We start from the raw sequence: 16,926 nt of genomic DNA, 5'->3' as shown, positions 1-16,926 counted from the left end.
GTCAGGTGCGCGCGGGCTCCGAGAGGGCGCGGAGGACGAAGTCGATCACCGGCTCGTAGAGGTGGACGGCCAGCCCGTCGTCGATCGGGACGACCACCTCGATCGAGCCCTGCGCCTCGGCGACGAACACCGCCGGGTCGTTGCAGTCGGCGATCGCGATGACCGGCAGCCCCCGCCGGCCGGCCGCGCCCGCGAAGCCGTGGTCGGCGACGACCAGGTCGGGGCGGACGCCGAGCTCGTCGAGGCGGTCGAGCAGCGCGTCCATCGGCTCCGGCGAGTGCGTGTGCTGCAGCCCTCCCCCGCGGTAGACGCAGGTGACCCCGCCTGTGCACCACAGGGCCTGGTGCTCGTCCGCGAGAGGCACGCGGATGCCGTCGGGGGCGGCGAACGGGAGCGCGTTCACGTCGATCACGCGAGCGCCCCGCTCCGTCGCGGCAGCAGCGAAGCGGCGGTAGACGTCCATCAGGGTCGCGGGGTGCGCGGTGGCGAACAGGAGGAGCGCCCCCTCGCGGACAGCGGCGGCGAACCGGTCGCGGTAGCGGGCGAGACCCGCGACCGTCAGGCGGGCGTCGATCCGGTCCTGCCCGCTCTCGAAGGAGGGGTCGGTGCTGATCCCCACGCGCTCCCCCATCAGGGCGAGCAGGCTCTCGAGCGTCCAGTGCTCGGCCACATCCACCCCGTAGAGGTGCGCGGGCTCGCGGGCGGCGAGCCGGCGGAGGTTGCCGAGGTTGCTCGCGCGGCCGGTGAGGACGTCCCCGGCGAGGAGGGAGGAGTCGAGGTACGCCTCGAGCTCGGAGTCGGGACGCGGCATGCGGGACCTCTCGATCGACGGGGAGCTCCCAGGCTACGGGCAGTTCAGGTGTTGACATCCGAGCCGTCGCCGATATATCGTTACTGCATCGCCGACAGATCGGAAGCAGCCGCTCCCGACGGGCGACCGGATCCGATCGAAAGGGATCCCCTCACGACAGAGAGCAGCACACCCATGAACTCCAGGACCTTCTTCTCCGACGACCGCCGCGACTCCTGCGACGGCGACCACTCCTCCCGCCACGAGCACCCCGGCCGCGGACAGCGCCGCGGACCCGGCGGTCACGGCCGCGGCTTCGGGCCCGGCTTCGGCTTCGGCCCGGGCTTCGGCCCCGGCTTCGGCGGCCCCTTCGGCCGCGGCGGAGGACGCGCCCGACGCGGTGACGTCCGCGCGGCCCTCCTCTCCCTCCTCTCCGAGAAGTCCTCGAACGGCTACGGCCTGATCAAGGCCATCGCCGAGAAGACGAACGGATCGTGGCGTCCCAGCCCCGGCTCCGTCTACCCCACCCTCCAGCAGCTCGTCGACGAGGGCCTCATCACGGCCGTCGGCGAGGGCCGCGGCACCGAGTACCAGCTCACGGACGCGGGCGGCACCTACGTGCGCGAGCACGCCGACGAGCTCGACGCGGCCTGGGAGGCCACTCCCGGCGCGAGCGACGCCGATCGCGCCTTCATGGAGAACGTCGGCAAGCTGATGGGCGTCGTGCAGCAGTTCCGCGGAGCGACCGAGGCGCAGCGCGCCGCCGCCTCCGCCAAGCTCGACGAGACCCGTCGCGCGCTGTACCTCATCCTCGCCGACTGACCTCGGCTCCCCTCCCGCGATCCGTCGCGGGAGCCCCGGACGGACGGGACCCCCTCGCCTCGGCGACGGGGTCCCGTCCGTTCCGTCGTCTCCGGACCCGGCGCCTCAGCGGGCGGCGGACAGGCGCGCCAGACCCTCGTCGAGGGTGACCGACGGGCTCCACTGCAGATCCGCGCGCGTGCGGCGCTGGTCGAACCAGTGCGCGGTCGAGAGCTGCTCGGCGAGGAAGCGGGTCATCGGCGGCTCATCGGCGCCGGGCCGCACGGCCCACACGCGCTCGACGAGCGAGCCCGCAGCGCGGGCGACGGAGGCGGGGACGGACCAGCGCGGCGGCTCGACGCCCGAGGCGCGGCAGATCCCGGCGAGCAGCTCGGCGACCGGGCGCGGCTCGCCGTTGGTGACGACGTAGGAGCGGCCGTGCACCTCCTCCGCCCGCCCGAGAGCGGCGACGATCGCCGAGGCGGCGTTGTCGATGTAGGTGGAGTCGATCAGCGCCTGGCCGTGACCGAGGAGCGGCAGCCGGCCGGCGCGCGCCCGCTCGACGATGCGGGCGACGAGCTGAGTGTCGCCCGGACCCCAGACCAGGTGCGGGCGCACGGCGACCACCGCGAACCCGGGGGCGTCCGCCGCGAGGGCCAGCAGCTCGGCGCGGGCCTTGGTGCGCGCGTAGTCGCCGCGGGCCCGGTCCGGATCGGCGGGCTCGGCGTCGTCGCCGGTGATCGAGGAGCCGGAGTGGGCTACCGAGGGCGACGAGATCTGGACGAAGCGGCGCACCCCGACGCGGGCGGCGGCGGCGAGCAGGCGCCGGGTGCCGTCGACGTTCACGCGGTCGAAGTCGCCCGGATCGCCGGCGAGCGAGACCTTCGCGGCGAGGTGCACGACGCCCTCGGCCGTCTCGACCGCCTCCTCGACCGCCCGCGGATCGGTCAGCGAACCCCGTGCCTCCTCGACGCCCGCGACCCCGGAGGGCCGGCGCTGGAAGGTGCGGACCTCGTGCCCCTGCGCGACGAGGCCCGCGGCCACCGCGCCGCCGAGCAGGCCGCTCGCGCCGGTGACCAGGACCCTCATGGCGCCACCATCCGGCCGCCGCCGAGCACGCCCTCGGCCCAGCGCGAGAGCGCGGCCCGGTCGATCTTGGAGTTGTGGCGGATGTCGGTGGGCAGCGCCGGGACGACGAGCACCGCGGCGACGGGCCGGCCGACGGCCGCGCGCACCTCGGCGGCGAGGGCCTCCTCGGCCAGTGCCACGCGGCGCGCGCCCGAGCGCAGCTCGACCACGGCGACCAGCTGCGCGACTCCGCGCGGGCCGGCTCCGACGATCGCGGCGCGGGCGACCGAGGCGACGCGCGCCTCGATCCGCTGCTCCGGTCCGACCGGCGTGACCACGCCGTCGGGAGTGACGACGACGTGCGGCATGCGGCCCTCGACCCAGAGGCGGCCGGCGGAGTCGATCCGCCCGACGTCCCCGGTGCGGTGCCAGCGCTCGCCCGGGACGGCGCCGACGCGGGCGGCACGGTCGGTGAGCCAGAGGCGCTCGTAGTGGTCCTCGACGTGACCTGCCGAGACGACGATCTCGCCGGTCGTGCCGGTGATCTCCTCCGGCTCGTCCGCGGCGCGGCCGTCGGCGTCGAGCGGGGCGATCCGCAGCCGGACGCCCGCGGCGGGCACGCCCACGCAGACGCCTCCGCGCGGATCGTCGTCGGAGGCGGCCTCGCGGATGCCCTCCAGCGACGCGTCGGTGAGCAGCAGCCCCTCGGTCATGCCGTAGGGAGTGCGGGCGGAGGCGTTCGGCATGAGCGCCTGCGCCTCGCCGAGCAGTCCCGCCGAGACGGGGGCGCCGGCCGAGAGGAAGGTGCGAACGCCGGCGAGGGCGCGGTGGTCGTCAGTGTCGAGCGCGCCGGCGGTGGCCACGACGTTGGCCAGTGCGGCCGGCGAGAGGAACAGCACGGTCGCGTCGACCCGGGCGGCGGCCGCGGCGACGGCGGCCGCGGTGAGCGTCCGGGGCGCGGTGACGTCCATGTCCGGAGTCGCGGAGCGCGTGCCCAGCGCGGGGCCGAGCAGGGCGAACGGCGCGAAGCCCGCGACGAGGCCGGTGCCCGGTCCGATCCCGTACTGGCGGGCGAGCGCGTCGCGGACGCCGGCGAGCTGGCGGTGCGTGTAGACGACGCCCTTGGCAGGGCCGGTCGAGCCGGAGGTGAACAGGATCGCGGCCACGGCGTCGGCGGCGGGCGCCTCGCCCAGCGCCTCCGGGTCGGCGGCCAGCTCGGCGCGGCCGAGCTCGATCAGCTGCCCGAGCGAGGTGTCGACCCCGAGAGCCGAGGCGGAGGCGCGGGGCAGGGTCTGCGTCGAGACCCGGCCGCCGGGCCAGCGGAGGGCCCGCGCGACGGCGAGGCCGGGCAGGGCGCCGACCACCAGATCCGGCCAGGCGCCGCGGACCGCGCGGGTGAGACCGCGCAGGCCCAGGCCCGCGTCGGCCACGACCACGACGGCTCCGATGCGCAGGCACGCGTAGAGCAGCGCCGTCAGGTCGGCACCGGGCGGCACGAGGAGCGAGACGCGGTCGCCCGGGGAGACGCCGGAGGTGCGGAGCCCGGCGGCGAGCTCGCGGACCCGCTGCGAGAGCAGGCGCCACGAGACCGAGCGGGGCCCGCCGCCTCCGGGAGGCGCCATCTCGACCAGGGCGAGCGAGTCGTCCTGCGCGTTGCGGTCGAGGTGCGCCCACAGCGGCTCGACCGGCGCGGTCGGGCGGCGGACGTCGGGGGCGGGGTCGCCGCCGAACGGCTCCTCGCCGTCGGAGAGGTCGCCCAGCCAGGTGAGGACGGCGGACGAGTAGTCGACGTCCTCGGCAACCAGGTGGCCCGATCCCTCGTAGCGGTGGACCTGCGCGTGCGGGAGGCGGTCGACGAGGTCGTCGAGGTAGCGGTCGGAGAAGATCGGGTCCAGCGGGCCCCAGAGCATCAGGGCCGGCGTCGTCAGGGCGCTGACGCCCTCGGCGATGCGCTGCAGCTCCGGGTCGCTCGGGTGCGCGGAGTCGACCGGGATGTCGGCGACGAAGCCGCCCACTCCGCCGCGGCGCGACGCGGACCGGTAGGGCGCGCGGTACCCCTCCTTCACCGCGGAGGGCAGCGCCGGGTGCCCCAGCGCGAGGGTCGTCTCGAGGAAGGCCGGCGTGCCGACCGTCGAGGCGCCGAGCACGCCCGAGGCGAGCGCGAGCCGGAGCGGGGCCGGGATCGGCTCGTCGGCGCTCTGGTGGATCGCGGTGTTCAGGAGCATCGTGGCGCGCAGCTGCTCCGGGTGGTCGACCGCCCAGCCCAGCGAGACGACTCCACCCCAGTCGTGGCCGAGGGTGACCACGTCGTCGAGGCCGAGCACGTCGGTGAGGTTGGAGAGCTCGCGAACACGGTCCGCGAGCGTGTGCAGGGCGCCGGTCCGCTCGGAGAAGCCCATCTCGAGCTGGTCGACAGCGACCACCCGCCAGGCGGGGCCTCCGTGGCGGGCCGACTCGAGCGTGGCGGCCGCGAGGCGGCGCCAGAGGTAGGACCAGGTGGGGTTGCCGTGGACGCAGAGGACGGTGCCGACGGGCTCCGTGCCGAGGGCCCCACCCGTGTCGAGCAGGTGCCAGCGGCGCGGCACGCCCTGGGCGTCCGGAGCGTCGACGAGGCGCGACCACGCGGGGTCGAGCCCGTCGAGCCCGGCCGGGGGCAGCTGCGCGGCGGCCGTGGAGCCGAGCGCTCCGCGGATCCGCTCGGCCGGGTGGGGCGCGGTCACCAGGCGATCTCGAGCATCGCGGTGTTGATGCCCGAGCCCACTCCGATGAGCAGCACCCGGTTGCCGGGCTGCAGGGTCTCGGCCTCCTGGGCCAGGGTGATCGGGATCGACGCCGGGCCGACGTTGCCGAGGGTGGGGTAGGTCGTGGGGACGCGGCTGCGGTCGATGCCGACGGCCTTCACCAGGGCGTCGGTGTGCACGTCCGACACCTGGTGCGTGATGTAGCGGTCCATCCCGCTCCAGTTCCAGTCGCGGGTGGCCTCCTTCCACGCCGAGAGGACGAGCTCCATGCCGCCCTTGAGCAGCGCCTTCGCGTCCGTGAACATGCCGTCGACGCTGCCGACGCAGAGCTCGTTGAACTGCGTGGCCGCACGGGTGATGCCGCCGAGGATGCGGTGGCCCTTGGGGTGCTCGTCGGCCGGGCCGAGGACGGCCGCGGCGGCGCCGGAGCCGAGGGTCAGGCTCGCGAACTCGCTCATGAAGTCCTTGCGCTTGACGCCCTCGCGGCTCAGGCGCTCGATGGTGTTGACCTGGATCTCGTCGGCGTCCTCGCCGTCGATGATGAGCGCGTAGCGGATCTGGCCGGAGTCGATCAGCTGCGCGGCGAGAGTCATGCCGTTGACGAAGCCGAGGCACGCGTTCGCGATGTCGAAGTTGATGGCCGACGAGGGCAGGCCGAGCCCGTGGTGCAGGCGCACGGCGACCGAGGGCTCGAGGTGCTTGCGGGTCACCGACGTGTTGATGATCAGGCCGATCTGGTCGGCGCGGACGCCGGCCTCGGCGAGAGCGCGCTTGCCCGCGTCGATCGCCGCTCCGTCGAAGCCCTGCTCGGAGCCCCAGTTGCGGCGCTCGTGCACTCCGGCGACGCGCTGGAGGAGCCCGGTGGGGAGCCGCAGGCGCTTGAGCGCCGGAGCGAGCCGCGCCTCGATCTCGGCCGAGGTGGTCACGCGCGGAGCCAGCGTGGTCGCGACGGACAGCAATGCGACGTTGCGGTGCGTGGTCGTTGCGTTTCCGTCCAACGGAACTCCCTGTCGAGTTGTCGATCCTGGCATGTGCCTCCGTGATTTTACGCTGTCGTTCAGGCTGCGCTTCCTGGACGCCCGCTGGGCGGTCGCGGAACGCGTCCTCGGCGGCCCGGCGGATGCTCCTCCCCCGGAACGACGGGCGAGGAGCCGCCGAGGCCACACGCGACGCGCGGTGTCAACCCACCCGCCGGGGCGTCAGGTCCCCATCGCCCACGGCTCGCGATCGCCGCGGAGGCGGGCGGCGAGCGCCATCGCCTGCTCATCGGTCAGGGTCGCGACGTAGTCGACCACACCGCGCCCCCGGCCGAGCCGCTGCAGCGCGGCCGGGTCGGAGGTCGGCCGGCCGCGCTCGTCCGACGGGAGCCAGTCGGGGTGGTCGGCGCGCAGGCGGAAGTAGCCGTCGGTCGCGAGCTCGATCAGGTCGAGCAGCTTCTGCGGAGCCCGCGAGCCGTCGCGCGGGTCCTCGAGCCAGGCGTCGAGGTGGGTCACCAGCGTCTCGAGCACCTGCGACTGGCCGCGCTGGTAGGTGGCGAAGTCCGGCCGGTCGATCACGAAGCGGGTGTGCACGAACTTCAGCACGGCCACGTCGTGCCAGGCGTCGGGGAGGAGGGAGAGGTGGCCCGAGCGGACGTTCGGCTCGGCGAGCACCACCACGGAGCGCTGCAGACGGCCGATCCAGGAGGAGACGAACGCCTCGATCGCGCGCTCGGTGCGCGTCGATCCGTCGAACGGGAGCGCGAGGAGCCCCTCGACCAGCTCGGTCGACACTCTCTCCACGGAGGCGCGGAAGTGCTCGTCGCTCGCGATCCACGGGTCGCGGGCCACGAGCCTCCGGCGGAGCATCTCGAGCGAGTGCCCGGGCGCGCGCGCCCACAGCTCCTCGGCGTCGAGGGCGGCGAGCGCGTTCTGCTCGCGGAGGAACGCGCGGAACTCCACGGCGACGGCCGCCTGCTGCAGCACTCCCGCGCGGTAGAAGTCGTCGAGGTCGTGCAGCGAGTAGGCGATGTCGTCGGCGACGTCCATGACCGAGCACTCGAGGGTCTGCTGCCAGGGGGCGATCGCGGCGAAGCCGGAGCGGGCGTCGAGCAGGTCGTCGAGGTCGAGGGTGTACGCCGAGAACTTCGGCGGCGCGGTCTCCCACCGGCTGGCGGTCGAGCCGCGGGGCAGCTCGGTCGGGTCGGCGGAGTCGATGCCGGGGCGGTGGACCGTCCGCCCCCACGGGTACTTGAGCACTGCGGCACGGGAGGCGGCGGTGAGGTTCAGCCCCACCTCCACCGTCTCGCAGACGTCGAGCTCGGAGAGGATCCGGAACGACTGCGCGTTGCCCTCGAAGCCCTCCGCGAGCCCCAGCCGCTCGCGCGCGAGGCGGTCGAGCGCCTGCTCGCCGAGGTGGCCGAACGGAGGGTGGCCGAGGTCGTGCGCGCTGGCCGCGGCCTGCACGACCACCGGGTCGCAGCCGCCGAGCCGCTCGACCAGCTCGCGCTGGGCGGGATCGGTGGTGGTCAGCTGCATCGCGATCGCGCGGGCGACCGCGGTGACCTTGATCGAGTGCGTGAGCCGGTTGTGCACGACCTGGCCGACGCCCGAGGGCGAGATGACCTGGGTCACCGCGGAGAGTCGGGCGAAGTACGGCGAGAAGCGGATCCGCTCCAGGTCGACGCGGTACTCGGGGTACTCCTCGCCGGTGGCGAACCGGTCGACGGGCTCGGGGATGCGCCGGTCGCGGCGGTGGTCGTGCGGGGCCGAGGCCCGCGGGGCCGTCGTCTCGGGGAGTGCCGGCTCGCTCATGGCTTCACCCTAATCAGGGGCGCGGGGGCGGAGGGACCGCGCCCCTCCGGCGGCCGGCGTCGCTCCTCCGCCGAGACACCGCGTCCGCCGGCGAGGCACCGCGGGGACGGCGGCGCCCCGGGAAGCGCAGGGACACCTCGGCCGTGGCCCGGGGGCGGGGCCGGCGCCTCGGCGGACGCCGGGCCGCCCCGCGGGAGCCCCGCTGACGAGGCGAGCGGGAGACGCCGGGCGCGGACTCCCGTCAGGCGGACTGCTCGCGCGGAGCGACGGCGAGGTGCACGGCCGCGGCGACGACCGCGCCGAGGACGTAGGCCGCGATGTCGAGCCAGGAGAAGGTGGTGCCGACGACGAGGCGGAGCGGCGCCCACAGCTCGACCAGGCGCGCTGCGACTCCGATCGCCTGCAGCTGCTCCATCGCGATCGACCAGGCCAGCGCGATCCCGGCAGCCGTCACGCCCGGGATGCGCGGCAGGAGCACCGCGATCAGCAGCGCCACCAGGACGACGTAGGCCACTCCGCCGGCGAGGTCGGCGAGCAGCCCCGTGAGCACGAACCGCAGCGCCAGGCCCAGGCCGAGCACGGCGACGGCCGCGAGGGCGAAGCGGAACCGCGCCCTCACCGGGCACGCTCCTCGAGGGCGCGCTGGAGGCGGTCGAGAGCGAGGAGGAACGTGCGGTCGTCGGCCACGCGCCAGCCGAGGGCGGCCGGGGCGGCGACGACCAGGGGCACGAGGACGGTGCGCGGGCGCCGCCTCGCCGCACGCAGGACGGCGGAGGCGGGCGGCGGCGCGAGGACCGACAGGACCAGCGCGCGGACCCGGTGGGCACCCGAGGGCGAGGTGCCGACGCCCACCGAGACGATCCGATCCCACTCGGCGATGCGCAGGGCGTCCGCGCGCTCGGCGGCGAGCTCGAGTCCGTCGCGGCCGACGGCCAGCACCGCGGCGGCGGCGGCCGGAGCGGCGGAGGCGGGTGCCGCGATCCGGCGCAGCGCCCGGGCGAGCTCGGGAGTGCGCAGGACGGCGAACCCCTCGGTGACCGCGGCGAGCGCCGCCAGCCGGCGCTGCCGCTCCGGGGCGGCCTGACGGACCCGGGCCCGGACGGCGGCCGGGGCGGGCAGGGGCGCGGCGAGCAGCGCCGTCGGCTCGAACCGCGTGCGCGGGGGCAGCGGGACCGCCGGCGGCGTGCGCGGCGGGGGCTCGCCCCAGTGCGGCGTCGATGCGGGATCCATGCGCCCCTCCCTCCTCGCGCGGCTCCGAGCCGCCCCTGAGATCATCCCTCCTCCGCCCTCCCGCCTTGCCGAGAGGGCTCGGCGGGCTTACCATGGAGTACCCCCCGGGGGTATGCCGCGACCGGCGTGCCGACCGGACGCCCACCGGGCCGATCGACCGGATCGGACCGGACGCACGACACAGGAGGACCCATGAGCACCAGGATCGACCTCGGCCTGACCGCGAGCGGATCGACGGGAGGCTGCGGCTGCGGCGGAGGCGGCGCCTGCGCGTGCGGCGGCCACGGCGGCGCGAGCCGCTCCGACGTCGGCCACGCCGCTCAGGGCTCCCTGCCGGCCGCGTCCGTCCAGAGCTTCGGCGTCGCGGGCATGACCTGCGAGCACTGCGTCCGCAGCGTCACCGAGGAGCTCGCCGCCTACCCCGAGGTCTCGGCCGTCGACGTGTCGCTCGCCCCCGACGGGGTCTCGACCGTCACGGTCGGCTCCTCCCGACCGCTCGGCCGCGAGGAGATCGCAGCCGCCGTCGCCGACGCGGGCTACCGCCTCGCTCCCCTGAGCTGACATGGCCGAGACCACCGGCACTCCGCTCGAGCTCGCCATCGGGGGGATGACCTGCGCCTCGTGCGTCGCGCGGGTCGAGAAGCGCCTCGACGCGCTCCCCGGCGTGCACGCGAGCGTCAACCTCGCTCTCGAGCGCGCGACGCTGACCCTCCCGCCCGGCACGACTCCCGCCGACGCGATCGCCGCCGTCGAGGCCGCGGGCTACAGCGCGACGGTCCCCTCCACCGGCGGGGCGGCTCCCGCGGAGGAGCAGGAGGAGGAGAGCGACGACGACCGCGAGCGCCGCGCCCTGCGCACCCGGCTCCGCGTCTCCGCCCTGCTCGCCGTGCCGGTGGTCCTGCTCTCGATGATCCCGCCGCTGCAGTTCGCGAACTGGCAGTGGCTGTGCCTCGCCCTCGCCTCACCGGTCGCGGTCTGGGGCGCGCTGCCCTTCCACCGCAACGCCTGGCGGGCGCTGCGGCACGGCTCCACCACCATGGACACCCTGATCAGCCTCGGGGTCAGCGCCTCCTTCGCCTGGTCGGTCTGGGCTCTGTTCCTCGGCGACGCCGGGCGGCCCGGCATGAGCATGCCCTTCGAGCTGCTGGGCAGCCGCTCCGGCCACGACGAGATCTACCTCGAGGTCGCCGCCGCCGTCCCTGTCCTCGTGCTGGCCGGCCGCTACCTGGAGGCGCGGTCGAAGCGCGACGCCGGTGCGGCGCTCCGGGCGCTCCTCCGCCTCGGCGCGAAGGACGCCGTGCGCGTCGCCTCCGACGGACAGGAGGAGCGCGTGCCCGCGTCCTCGCTCGCCGTCGGCGACGTCCTCCGCGTGCGCCCCGGCGAGACCGTCGCCGCCGACGGCACCGTGCTCGAGGGCTCGAGCGCGATCGACGCGAGCATGCTCACCGGCGAGAGCGTGCCGATCGAGGTCGGCCCGGGCTCGACCGTGACCGGCGGGGTGCTCAACGCCCACGGCCTGCTCACCGTCCGCGTCGACCGCGTCGGCTCCGAGACCACGCTCGCGCGGATGGGCCGCCTCGTCTCGGACGCCCAGGCCGGCAAGGCGCGCGTCCAGCGGCTCGCCGACCGCGTCTCCTCCGTCTTCGTGCCGGTCGTCGTAGTGCTCGCTCTGGCCACCCTCCTCGGCTGGCTGATCGCCGGCGCCGACCTCGCCGCCGCCGTCTCTCCCGCCGTCGCCGTCCTGGTCGTCGCCTGCCCGTGCGCGCTGGGCCTGGCCACCCCGACCGCCGTCCTCGTCGGCACCGGCCGCGGCTCCCAGCTCGGGATCCTCCTCCGCGGGCCGGAGGTGCTCGAGGCCGGGCGGCGGATCGACACGGTCGTGCTCGACAAGACCGGCACGCTCACCACCGGCGCGTTCCAGGTCGTCGAGTCCAGCGACGACGAGAGCCTGCGGATGCTCGCCGCCGTCGAGCGCGGGTCGGAGCATCCGCTCGCCGCAGCGATCGTGGCCGGGGCCGCGCACCTCGACGTCCCCGAGGCGACCGGATTCCGCTCCAGCACCGGGTTCGGCGTGCGCGCCCGGGTCGAGGGCCGCCTGGTCGTCGCCGGCCGGCTGCGCTGGCTGGAGGAGCAGTGGGGCTTCGCGCCGGGCGGTCTCGCCGAGCGCGCCGAGCGAGCGACCGCCGAGGGCGGCACCGTCGTCGGCGTCGGCTGGGAGGGGGCGCTGCGCGGCTTCGCGGTCCTCCGCGACGAGCCGAGGCCGGAGGCGTCCCGCACCGTCCGCGCCCTGCGCGAGCGGGGCCTCCGGGTGATGGTGCTGACCGGCGACAACCCGCGGGCGGCGCAGGCCGTCGCCTCGGCCGTCGGCATCGACGAGGTCGTCGCCGAGGTGCTGCCGGAGGAGAAGCTCGCGGTGATCGAGCGGTTGCGCGCGGAGGGCCGCCACGTCGCCTTCGTCGGCGACGGTGTGAACGACGCCGCCGCGCTGGCCGCCGCGGACGTGGGGATCGCGATGGGCGCCGGATCGGACGCGGCGATCGAGGCGAGCGACATCACCCTCGTCGGCGACGACCTCGGCCGGGTGCCCGACGCCCTTCGCCTCGGGCGCAGCACCCTCGCGGTCATCCGGGGCAACCTCTTCTGGGCCTTCGCCTACAACGTGGCCGCGATCCCGCTCGCGATGGCCGGACTCCTGGGGCCGCTCGTGGCCGGCGCCGCGATGGCGTTCTCGAGCGTCTTCGTCGTGCTGAACAGCCTGCGGCTGCGGTCGTTCCGCTGAGTCCCGGCGGGCCGTCCGGAGTTCCCCCGCGGAGCTCTTGACGGCCCGCCCGCAGGTGGCGAGGGTGAGCGCATGAGCCTCTTCATCACCTGCCCGGTCGACGACGTCGAGCGCGCCACCGCCTTCTACACCGCGCTGGGCTGGACCCTGAACGCCGAGATGTCCCGCGAGGACGTCTCCTGCTTCGCGATCGGTCCCGGCACGTCCGTCATGCTCGCGAGCCGCGCGATGTACGAGAGCGTCGGCGCCACCGAGGAGCTGATCGGCGCCCCCGGCACCCCCTCGAAGGTGACCGTCTCGTTCGACCTCGACAGCCGCGAGGCCGTCGACGAGCTCGTCGAGCGGGCCGCCGCCGCGGGAGGCCGGATCGGCGACACCGACGACTACCCCTTCATGTACCAGCGCCAGTTCGACGACCTCGACGGCTACCACTACTCCCCGTTCTGGATGAAGCCGGGCGCCGACGCGGCGGAGTGACGGGGCCGCGCGGACTCACTCCGCGTGCCGCAGGCGGTGCCGCCGGACCGCGGCCCGGTTCGCGCAGCGGACGGAGCAGTACCGCTGCCGGCCGTTCCGCGTCACGTCGACGACGACGTTCCTGCAGTGGTCGCCCGGCGCCCGACCGGCCTCGCACCGCAGGAGGCGGCTCATCCCCCGGGTCGTCAGGTGCAGCGCCGTGCCGACCGCCATGACGGCGTGGAGGACGTGCGCCAGGGACTGGTCCTGGTCGCGGTAGTGCAGGTGCCAGCCCTCGTCGTCGTGGTCGGTCAGGCGCGGATACGCGGCGATCGCGGCCATCTGGCGGTTCAGCGACGTCGCCCGGTCGCTCGGAGTCGGCGCGTCGACCACTTCCAGCCACTCGTCGATCACGTCGCGCGTCCGGGCGTGGTCGTCCGGGCCGGACTCGAAGGCGATCGTCATGCCGTATTCGCGCGTTCGAGCCTCGATGCCCTCGCGGTCGGACGGCCAGTCGTTCGCGAGGGAGGCGGCGAGCAGGACCGCGTACTCGCCGTAAGGGTTGAGCTGCATAAGACCATGACAGCACAGTGGCTCCCATGCGCACCTCCACACCCTCCCCGCACCCCTCCGAGCCGCTCGCCCCCGCCGTCGATCCGCACGAGCACGGCTGGACGACCGAGTCGGCCCACCGGACCAGCGAGGGCGTCGTCGTGTACGTCCGCTGCGCCGGCTGCGGGACGCGGCGCGTGGACGTGCGGACCGGGCACCAGGATCCCCCTGCCGCTCTCAGCCGCGTCCTGCCCGCCTCCGACGACCGCTCCCGCCGTGGAGCAGAGGGAGGATGAGGGCATGATCGCCGACCTGACCCTCCCCCGCGACGCCGGCCCCGGGGAGAGGAGCCTCCTCCTCCGCCGCGCGGTGCTCCACGACCTCCCCCCGCTCGTCCAGCTCCTCTCCGACGACCCGATCAGCGCCGGGCGCGGAGACGTCGCCGCCGAGGAGGACGAGGCCGCCTACGAGGCCGCCTTCCGGAGCATCGCGCAGGACCCGGGCAACGATCTCGTGGTCGCGGTGGACGGCGCCGGAGCCGTGGTCGGCACGCTGCAGCTGACCGTGATCCCCGGGATGGCGCGCCGCGGCAGCTCCCGCCTGCTCGTCGAAGCGGTCCGGGTGGCGAGCGCCGAGCGGTCGGCGGGGATCGGCACGGCCCTGATGCGCTGGGTGCTGGACGTCGCCGCCCTCGAGCTCCGCACGCCGCTCGTCCAGCTGACCTCGGACGCCGCCCGCACCGACGCCCACCGCTTCTACCTGCGCCTGGGCTTCGTCGACTCGCACGTGGGCTTCAAGCGCCGCGTCGAGCTGCCGGGCTCGTAGCGGCGGTGCGGGCCGCCCGTCCGGACGCCCGATCGGCTGTCCCCGCGAGCACGGCCGGCCCAGGAATGGACGATCTGAGCGGAGGCCCGGACGGCACCGCTCGCCTCTCCCCGGCCGACGTGATTGGCTGGCCCGATGAGAACCGAGACCCGCCAGGGCGTCCCCCTCCTGCTCGTCGACGACGACGGAGGCGCGCTCTCGACCCCGGACGACGCGATCGCGCTGATCGGCGAGACCTACGGCGGCGACGTCGAGACGATCGTGGTGCCCGTCGTGCGGCTGGACCCCGAGTTCCTCCGCCTGCGCTCCGGGATCGCCGGGGAGTTCGTGCAGAAGTTCGTGTCGTACGGCAAGCGGCTGGTGATCCTCGGCGACGTCAGCGGGCCGGTGGCGGAGTCGAGCGCGCTGCAGGCCTTCGTCGTCGAGTCGAACCGCGGCGACCACCTCTGGTTCGCCGCGGACCTCGAGGCGCTCGACGCCCGCCTCCGCAGCTCCGGGACCGCGACCGAGCCCGGCGCCGACGGCGGAGTGGAGCCGACGCCCGGCCCCGCCCGCTGATGCCCCTGCTCCAGCCCGGCCCCGACGGCTCTCCACCCGAGGTCGACGGTCCGGTCCGCCTCCTCCTGCTCGCCGACACGCACCTCCCGAAGCGGGCGAAGGTCCTCCCGGACGAGGTGTGGGGCGCGGTCGACGAGGCCGACCTGGTCGTGCACGCGGGCGACTGGGTCGACGAGGCGACGCTGGACGCGCTGGAGCAGCGGGCGGCGCTCCTGCTGGCCGTGTGGGGCAACAACGATCCGGAGCCGCTGCGCGCCCGCCTGCCCGAGGTCGCGCGCGCCCGCATCGCCGGCCTCGACGTCCGCGTGGTGCACGAGACCGGAGCGGCGACCGGCCGCGAGACCCGCGCCGACGCCGCCCATCCGGGTGCCGACGTGCTCGTCTTCGGGCACAGCCACATCCCCTGGGACACCGTCTCCCCGGCGGGTCTCCGCCTGCTCAATCCGGGCTCCCCGACGGATCGGAGGCGCCAGCCGGCCTGCACCTTCCTGACCGCTGTCGCCGACGACGGAGGGCTCCGCGACGTGCACCTGACCGCCCTGCCGCTCCGGGCACGAACCATTCCCGGCGGCGGCGCAAGGGGGTCACAGAGCATTTAGGTCGGCCTAAGCTCACCTGGATGAGCAGCTCACACGACCACCCCGACTCCGCGCACCTGCGCCCGGAGGGTCTCGACGACGCCACCGTGGCGGCGCTCGGGAAGCTCTCGGAGGCGCTCGAGACGGTCGAGCACGCCCGCGGTCTGCTCTACGGCTTCCACCGGCTCACCGGCGCGGCCGACCTCGCTCTGGGCGAGGCCGTCGACGCGCTGCGCGAGGCCGGCCACGCCGCGACCGCCGAGCGGATCGAGGCCGAGCTCGTCGGCCGCAACGTCATCGAGGGGCGCTGGACCTTCCAGATCGTCGAGGACTACGACGACACCTACTACGCCGCGTTCCGGGAGCAGGAGCGCGCCGCGCGCGACGAGCTCGCCGGCGGACGCCGCCACCTCTTCGAGTCCGAGATGAAGGAGGACCGCCGCTCCGGCGGCCGCCGCCACCACGAGTCGCGCCCGGAGGCGGGCTCGTGAACGCCGTCATCCGGATGCACGCCTCGTCGCTGCGGGTCAAGGCGGTCACGCCGGGCCGCGGCGGACGCGGCACGCCTCCCGAGCCCGAGGCGACGATGCGGCGCACCACGCTCAGCATCGACGGCCGCCGCTTCCTCCTCGCCGTCTCCCTCGACACCGAGGAGCTCGAGAAGCGCCTGGTCGAGGCCGTGCGCAACCGCGGCGACATGGTGAGCTTCACGGTCGCCGGCGAGCGGGAGGTCTGCGTGCTGGTCTCCCCGGGCGTCGCGGTCATCCTCGAGCACGAGGACGTCCCGGTCGAGGATCCGGACGCCGAGGACGCGCCGATCCTGTACGACGACGTCGAGTACCTGACCTGATCCGTCGGCGGCCGGTCCCGGCCGCCGGTCCGGGCGCGGCTCTCGACTCGGGTCGTCCGCCCGCTCAGACCGCTCCGGTGCTCGCCCACAGGTGGAACGCCGCGTGCGCCCGGTGCGGCCGCCACGCCTGCGACGCCGCCTCCGCCTCCGCCGTGCTCACCCGGCCGAGCGCCTTCCGCAGCACCAGGTCGCCGGCGGGGAAGGCGTCCGGATCGCCGAGGAACCGGAGCGCGAGGTAGTCGGCCGTCCACGGCCCGATGCCCGGGATCGCGAGGAGCGCGCGCCGCTGCTCCGGCAGGTCGCCCGCGCGGTCGAGCACGGGTCCGGCGGCGAAGGCCTCGGCGACGGCACGGACCGTCCGCGCCCGGGCGTTGGTGATCCCGATCGCCGAGCGCAGCGCCTCGAACTCCGGCGCGAGCAGGGCGGCGGGTTCGGGGAACGCCAGCAGACCGCGCTCCCCCGGGGCGCCGAAGGCCGCGGCGGTCCGTCCGCCGAAGGTCCGGGCCGCGGCGACGGACACCTGCTGGCCGAGGACCGCCATCACCGCCGCCTCGAACGCCTCCGGGTACTGCGTCGCGCGCAGCCCCGGTCGGGCCGCGACGGAGCGGGCGAGCAGCGGGTCCCGCGAGAGCTCGGCGCCGATCGCCACGACGTCGGAGTCGAGGTCGAACCAGGCACGGACGACCGCGGCCGCCGGCGTCAGCACGTCCGGCTCCGCCTCCACCCGCAGCCCGGTCTCCGTCACCTCGAGCACGATCGGCCGCGGCGCCCCGTCGAGGGTGAGCAGGCGCTCCAGGCGCCGGCCGTCGGCCGAGACCCGCTCCACTCCGGGGAGGGCGTGGTTGCGGAGGAGGCTCGCGGCGCCGGCGGAGTCGAAGGGCCCGAGGGCCGGCAGGTCGAGGGAGG

At 75.3% G+C, this 16,926-nt stretch carries 19 protein-coding genes; 10 read left to right on the top strand and 9 right to left on the bottom strand.

Annotation, left to right across the window (positions count from 1 at the left end; translation table 11 throughout):
- Window position 1: 1 nt before the first annotated feature.
- The gene (locus GSU40_RS03575) at window positions 2-811 is read right to left on the bottom strand and encodes a phosphatase (RefSeq protein ID WP_104257141.1); all 810 of its coding nucleotides are present in this window, start codon (window positions 809-811) and stop codon (window positions 2-4) included.
- Window positions 812-985: 174 nt separating this feature from the next.
- Here GSU40_RS03575 and GSU40_RS03570 point away from each other — a divergent pair, with 174 nt between their 5' ends.
- Window positions 986-1,612, top strand: coding sequence for a PadR family transcriptional regulator (locus tag GSU40_RS03570; protein ID WP_104224185.1), 627 nt, complete (start codon window positions 986-988; stop codon window positions 1,610-1,612).
- 105 nt (window positions 1,613-1,717) lie between these two features.
- On the opposite strand, the gene GSU40_RS03565 is transcribed toward GSU40_RS03570, so the two are convergent.
- The 6 genes from GSU40_RS03565 to GSU40_RS03540 form a co-directional block, all read right to left on the bottom strand.
- Window positions 1,718-2,680 (bottom strand): NAD-dependent epimerase/dehydratase family protein, encoded by a 963-nt coding sequence (locus GSU40_RS03565; RefSeq protein WP_160033715.1) that lies wholly within the window; start codon window positions 2,678-2,680, stop codon window positions 1,718-1,720.
- Window positions 2,677-5,379, bottom strand: a complete 2,703-nt coding sequence (locus GSU40_RS03560; protein WP_244229582.1) for an alpha/beta fold hydrolase — start codon at window positions 5,377-5,379, stop codon at window positions 2,677-2,679. The genes GSU40_RS03565 and GSU40_RS03560 overlap by 4 nt, the downstream gene beginning before the upstream one ends.
- Entirely contained in the window at window positions 5,376-6,431 is a 1,056-nt protein-coding gene (locus GSU40_RS03555) for a 3-oxoacyl-ACP synthase III (RefSeq protein ID WP_104224183.1), read from the bottom strand. The genes GSU40_RS03560 and GSU40_RS03555 overlap by 4 nt, the downstream gene beginning before the upstream one ends.
- 168 nt (window positions 6,432-6,599) lie before the next feature.
- On the bottom strand, window positions 6,600-8,192 hold the full coding sequence (gene dgt, locus GSU40_RS03550; RefSeq protein ID WP_104224182.1) for a dGTP triphosphohydrolase: 1,593 nt from the start codon (window positions 8,190-8,192) through the stop codon (window positions 6,600-6,602).
- A 241-nt stretch (window positions 8,193-8,433) separates the two neighbouring features.
- Window positions 8,434-8,811: a DUF2809 domain-containing protein gene (locus GSU40_RS03545; RefSeq protein ID WP_160033714.1), complete on the bottom strand. Its 378-nt coding sequence runs from the start codon at window positions 8,809-8,811 to the stop codon at window positions 8,434-8,436.
- Window positions 8,808-9,422 (bottom strand): hypothetical protein, encoded by a 615-nt coding sequence (locus tag GSU40_RS03540; protein WP_160033713.1) that lies wholly within the window; start codon window positions 9,420-9,422, stop codon window positions 8,808-8,810. The genes GSU40_RS03545 and GSU40_RS03540 overlap by 4 nt, the downstream gene beginning before the upstream one ends.
- Before the next feature lie 192 nt (window positions 9,423-9,614).
- On the opposite strand from GSU40_RS03540, the gene GSU40_RS17195 reads away from it, so the two are divergent.
- From GSU40_RS17195 to GSU40_RS03525, 3 genes are all read left to right on the top strand, one after another.
- The gene (locus GSU40_RS17195; protein ID WP_348271959.1) at window positions 9,615-9,983 is read left to right on the top strand and encodes a heavy-metal-associated domain-containing protein; all 369 of its coding nucleotides are present in this window, start codon (window positions 9,615-9,617) and stop codon (window positions 9,981-9,983) included.
- A 1-nt stretch (window position 9,984) separates the two neighbouring features.
- Window positions 9,985-12,201: a heavy metal translocating P-type ATPase gene (locus GSU40_RS03530; protein ID WP_160033712.1), complete on the top strand. Its 2,217-nt coding sequence runs from the start codon at window positions 9,985-9,987 to the stop codon at window positions 12,199-12,201.
- Window positions 12,202-12,273: 72 nt separating this feature from the next.
- Entirely contained in the window at window positions 12,274-12,678 is a 405-nt protein-coding gene (locus GSU40_RS03525; protein ID WP_160033710.1) for a VOC family protein, read from the top strand.
- Window positions 12,679-12,693: 15 nt separating this feature from the next.
- Here the strand turns inward: GSU40_RS03525 and GSU40_RS03520 are convergent, their stop codons facing one another.
- Window positions 12,694-13,230 (bottom strand): CGNR zinc finger domain-containing protein, encoded by a 537-nt coding sequence (locus tag GSU40_RS03520; RefSeq protein WP_160033708.1) that lies wholly within the window; start codon window positions 13,228-13,230, stop codon window positions 12,694-12,696.
- A 26-nt stretch (window positions 13,231-13,256) separates the two neighbouring features.
- On the opposite strand from GSU40_RS03520, the gene GSU40_RS03515 reads away from it, so the two are divergent.
- From GSU40_RS03515 to GSU40_RS03490, 6 genes are all read left to right on the top strand, one after another.
- Window positions 13,257-13,505 carry a hypothetical protein gene (locus tag GSU40_RS03515; RefSeq protein ID WP_104224177.1) on the top strand — a complete coding sequence of 83 codons (249 nt, stop codon included), beginning with the start codon at window positions 13,257-13,259 and terminating at the stop codon, window positions 13,503-13,505.
- 4 nt (window positions 13,506-13,509) lie between these two features.
- Window positions 13,510-14,034, top strand: coding sequence for a GNAT family N-acetyltransferase (locus GSU40_RS03510; protein ID WP_160033706.1), 525 nt, complete (start codon window positions 13,510-13,512; stop codon window positions 14,032-14,034).
- A 135-nt stretch (window positions 14,035-14,169) separates the two neighbouring features.
- Entirely contained in the window at window positions 14,170-14,592 is a 423-nt protein-coding gene (locus GSU40_RS03505; RefSeq protein WP_104237796.1) for a DUF4180 domain-containing protein, read from the top strand.
- Window positions 14,592-15,191, top strand: coding sequence for a metallophosphoesterase (locus tag GSU40_RS03500; RefSeq protein WP_160033705.1), 600 nt, complete (start codon window positions 14,592-14,594; stop codon window positions 15,189-15,191). The genes GSU40_RS03505 and GSU40_RS03500 overlap by 1 nt, the downstream gene beginning before the upstream one ends.
- Window positions 15,192-15,211: 20 nt before the next feature.
- Window positions 15,212-15,661, top strand: coding sequence for a hypothetical protein (locus GSU40_RS03495; protein ID WP_104224173.1), 450 nt, complete (start codon window positions 15,212-15,214; stop codon window positions 15,659-15,661).
- Entirely contained in the window at window positions 15,658-16,020 is a 363-nt protein-coding gene (locus GSU40_RS03490; protein WP_104224172.1) for a hypothetical protein, read from the top strand. Before GSU40_RS03495 ends, GSU40_RS03490 begins: the two co-directional genes overlap by 4 nt.
- A 64-nt stretch (window positions 16,021-16,084) precedes the next feature.
- Here the strand turns inward: GSU40_RS03490 and GSU40_RS03485 are convergent, their stop codons facing one another.
- Entirely contained in the window at window positions 16,085-16,915 is an 831-nt protein-coding gene (locus GSU40_RS03485; RefSeq protein ID WP_244229640.1) for an AlkA N-terminal domain-containing protein, read from the bottom strand.
- Window positions 16,916-16,926 lie beyond the last annotated feature (11 nt).

The organism is Rathayibacter sp. VKM Ac-2805, assembly GCF_009834265.1.
In the GTDB taxonomy this organism is placed as follows: domain Bacteria; phylum Actinomycetota; class Actinomycetes; order Actinomycetales; family Microbacteriaceae; genus Rathayibacter.
This window is presented reverse-complemented; position numbering and strand designations above follow the sequence as displayed.

Bases quoted from the DNA above. Each gene is read 5' to 3' on its own strand.
- GSU40_RS03575 (WP_104257141.1), bottom strand. From the start codon at position 811: ATGCCGCGTCCCGACTCCGAGCTCGAGGCGTACCTCGACTCCTCCCTC.
- GSU40_RS03570 (WP_104224185.1), top strand. From the start codon at position 986: ATGAACTCCAGGACCTTCTTCTCCGACGACCGCCGCGACTCCTGCGAC.
- GSU40_RS03565 (WP_160033715.1), bottom strand. From the start codon at position 2,680: ATGAGGGTCCTGGTCACCGGCGCGAGCGGCCTGCTCGGCGGCGCGGTG.
- GSU40_RS03555 (WP_104224183.1), bottom strand. From the start codon at position 6,431: ATGCCAGGATCGACAACTCGACAGGGAGTTCCGTTGGACGGAAACGCA.
- dgt (WP_104224182.1), bottom strand. From the start codon at position 8,192: ATGAGCGAGCCGGCACTCCCCGAGACGACGGCCCCGCGGGCCTCGGCC.
- GSU40_RS03540 (WP_160033713.1), bottom strand. From the start codon at position 9,422: ATGGATCCCGCATCGACGCCGCACTGGGGCGAGCCCCCGCCGCGCACG.
- GSU40_RS17195 (WP_348271959.1), top strand. From the start codon at position 9,615: ATGAGCACCAGGATCGACCTCGGCCTGACCGCGAGCGGATCGACGGGA.
- GSU40_RS03530 (WP_160033712.1), top strand. From the start codon at position 9,985: ATGGCCGAGACCACCGGCACTCCGCTCGAGCTCGCCATCGGGGGGATG.
- GSU40_RS03525 (WP_160033710.1), top strand. From the start codon at position 12,274: ATGAGCCTCTTCATCACCTGCCCGGTCGACGACGTCGAGCGCGCCACC.
- GSU40_RS03520 (WP_160033708.1), bottom strand. From the start codon at position 13,230: ATGCAGCTCAACCCTTACGGCGAGTACGCGGTCCTGCTCGCCGCCTCC.
- GSU40_RS03515 (WP_104224177.1), top strand. From the start codon at position 13,257: ATGCGCACCTCCACACCCTCCCCGCACCCCTCCGAGCCGCTCGCCCCC.
- GSU40_RS03510 (WP_160033706.1), top strand. From the start codon at position 13,510: ATGATCGCCGACCTGACCCTCCCCCGCGACGCCGGCCCCGGGGAGAGG.
- GSU40_RS03505 (WP_104237796.1), top strand. From the start codon at position 14,170: ATGAGAACCGAGACCCGCCAGGGCGTCCCCCTCCTGCTCGTCGACGAC.
- GSU40_RS03500 (WP_160033705.1), top strand. From the start codon at position 14,592: ATGCCCCTGCTCCAGCCCGGCCCCGACGGCTCTCCACCCGAGGTCGAC.
- GSU40_RS03495 (WP_104224173.1), top strand. From the start codon at position 15,212: ATGAGCAGCTCACACGACCACCCCGACTCCGCGCACCTGCGCCCGGAG.